The organism is Roseateles sp., assembly GCF_036486225.1.
Lineage (GTDB): Bacteria > Pseudomonadota > Gammaproteobacteria > Burkholderiales > Burkholderiaceae_C > Roseateles.
In genome coordinates this window covers 1-2,585 of sequence record NZ_DASVNZ010000370.1, presented here as the reverse complement: position 1 = coordinate 2,585, position 2,585 = coordinate 1, and the positions used below count along the sequence as shown (strand labels likewise).

Genomic DNA, 2,585 nt, shown 5'->3' with positions numbered 1-2,585 from the left:
GAACTGCTGGCCGACGAATCGACCGAACGCCTGCGCCGCTTCGGCGGCGGCTTCGACCGCGACGACCTGCGGCGCCTGTGCCGCGACGAAATGCAGGAGACCCGCGCATGACCCAAGCATCCCGCGAACTGCTGGCCGAGTGGCGGGAGTCCTTCGACCGCTCGTTCGGCGAGCCCCGCCGCCACGCCGACGACGAGGCGGTGCTCGACGTGCTGGGCATACGGATTGCCGGCGCCCCCTTCGCCCTGAACTTGGCCGACCTGGCCGGACTCACACCCGCCATGCCCGCCGCCCCGTATCCCGCCGCCGCCCCCGGGCTGCTCGGACTCGCCGGTCACCAGGGCCAGGTCTTGCCGCTGTACGACCTGCAGGCGCTGATCGGACGCGGCCTTGCGGGCGACGTGCGCTGGTGGGCGATCGCACGCGCCGCGCCGCTGGCGCTGGCCTTCGAGGGCTTCGACGGCCAGTGGCGGCTCGCCGCCGGCGACCGGCTGCAGCAGGACGACGCCGCCGGCACCGGCTGGGCCGTGCGCTGCGGGGGCGCGCTGCGCCCGCTGATCGAGCTCGACGGCCTGATCGCGGCGGTCACCGCGAACTCGACGACGACATCGACGACAACAAGCGCCGGCGCCGCCGGCCAATGACAGGGAGACCCGTGCCATGTGGACCTTCGGAAGAAAGCTGTCGGTGGGCTTCGCGCTGTCCTTCGCGCTGCTGCTGCTCATCGGGATCCTGTCCTACCGTGGCGTGGACGTGCTGACGCAGACCAGCTACCAGGTCAGCCGCACGCATTCGGCGGTGGGCCACATCGGCTCGGTGATGAGCCTGATGAAAGACGCCGAGACCGCACAGCGCGGCTACCTGCTCACCGGCGAGGAGTCCTACCTCGAGCCCTATCGCAGCGCGCTGACCAACGTGCCGCGCGTCCTGGCGGAGCTCAAGCCGCTGCTGCGCGAAAACCCCGCGCAGCAGACCCGCTTCAACCAGGCCGCCACGATGATCGACGGGCTGATGCAACTGCACAAGGACCGCATCGAGACGCGGCGTGCCAACGGTCTGGAGGCGGCCCTGAAGACCGTGTCCCTGGGCGAGGGCAAGCGCCGCATGGACGAGCTGCGCGCGGTCATCGGCCAGATGGAGGAGGAAGAGAACGACGTGCTGCGCGAGCGGGCGAAGGACGTCGAGTCCACCGCCACCACCGTGCGGGCGGCCATCGTCTGGGGCACGGTGGCGGGCGCGCTGCTGGTGCTGATCGCGGCGCTGACGCTGAGCCGCGCGCTGAGCGGCCAGGTCGGCACGGCCGTGAAGCATGTGCAGCGCTCGTCGGCGGAGCTGCAGGCCGCCGCGAACCAGCAGGCCGCCGGCGCGCGCGAGACGGCGACCTCGATGACCGAGATCTCCACCACCATCTCCGAACTGCTGGCGACCTCGCGCCAGATCGCCGACAGCGCGCAGCGCGTGGTCGTGATCGCGGAGCAGACCGCCGGTCTGGCGCGCGGCGGCGACGGCACGCTGCAGTCGGCGCGCGAGAGCATCGCCGCGATGCGGCGGCAGATCGACCTGGTCGTCGACCACATGCTGGACCTGGGCCGCAAGTCGCAGCAGATCGGCGTCGTGCTGGACCTGGTGGGTGAGCTGGCCGAGCAGACCAACATCCTGGCGATCAACGCGACGATCGAAGCGACCGTCGCCGGCGACGCCGGCCGGCGCTTCAGCGTGGTCGCCGACGAGATCCGCAAGCTCGCCGACCGCATGACCGCGTCGACCAAGGAGATCCGGCTGCAGATCGACGACGTGCGCGGCGCGGTCAACACCACGGTGATGGCGACCGAGACCGGCTCCAAGGCGGTGGACGCGGGCGCGCGCCAGTTCGACGACGTCGCCGCGAGCTTCGCCAAGATCGCCGGGCAGGTCGTCACCACCACCGACGCGGCGCGCGAGATCGAGCTCTCCACCAAGCAGCAGGCGACCGCGGTCGAGCAGCTCAACGTCGCGCTGTCCAACACCGCGCAGGCGTCGCGCGAGACCGAGGCCAGTTCCGGCCAGACCTCGCAGACGGCCACCGAGCTGGCGGAGATGTCGCGCGACCTGCTCCGCCTGGTGCAGTCGCAGCCGACCTGATCGAGACACCCCACCGTGGCCAAGGACCCCTACCGCTTCTTCCGCGTCGAAGCCCGCGATCTGCTGCGGCAGATGAGCGAGGGCGTGCTCGCCGCCGAGCAGGCGCCCGCGCCCGACCTGCCGAACCGGCTGCTGCGGCTGTCCCACACGCTCAAGGGCGCCGCGAGCGTCGTGCGCCTGCCCGCCATCGCGGCGCAGGCGCATGCGATCGAGGACCTGCTCACGCCGCTGCGCGACAGCGGCGACGTGCCGGGCCGCGCCGAGCTCGACGCGCTGCTGGCGCTGATCGACGCAGCGGAAGAGTCGATCACGGCGCTCGACGCGCCGGCGGCGGGTGCGGGATCGCCGGCATCGACATCCCCATCGGCGGGTGGTCCAGTGCCCGCTTCGACACGCGCCGGCCCTGCCGCCGCAGCGGGCGCTGCCGGCACCACGGCCGCGGCCTCGTCCGGCCTGGAGGCCGA

At 72.2% G+C, this 2,585-nt stretch carries 3 protein-coding genes; all 3 read left to right on the top strand.

Going from position 1 to position 2,585, the window contains the following annotated elements:
• Positions 1–107 precede the first annotated feature (107 nt).
• Positions 108–644 carry a chemotaxis protein CheW gene (locus tag VF536_RS24290; protein WP_331617505.1) on the top strand — a complete coding sequence of 179 codons (537 nt, stop codon included), beginning with the start codon at positions 108–110 and terminating at the stop codon, positions 642–644.
• 16 nt (positions 645–660) lie between these two features.
• Positions 661–2,121 (top strand): CHASE3 domain-containing protein, encoded by a 1,461-nt coding sequence (locus VF536_RS24285; RefSeq protein ID WP_331617504.1) that lies wholly within the window; start codon positions 661–663, stop codon positions 2,119–2,121.
• A 15-nt stretch (positions 2,122–2,136) separates the two neighbouring features.
• Positions 2,137–2,585: Hpt domain-containing protein (locus VF536_RS24280; RefSeq protein WP_331617503.1), on the top strand; the 449-nt coding region annotated here is incomplete at its 3' end.

Excerpts from the sequence above, each read along its gene's own strand:
- VF536_RS24290 (WP_331617505.1), top strand. The coding sequence starts at position 108 with ATGACCCAAGCATCCCGCGAACTGCTGGCCGAGTGGCGGGAGTCCTTC.
- VF536_RS24285 (WP_331617504.1), top strand. The coding sequence starts at position 661 with ATGTGGACCTTCGGAAGAAAGCTGTCGGTGGGCTTCGCGCTGTCCTTC.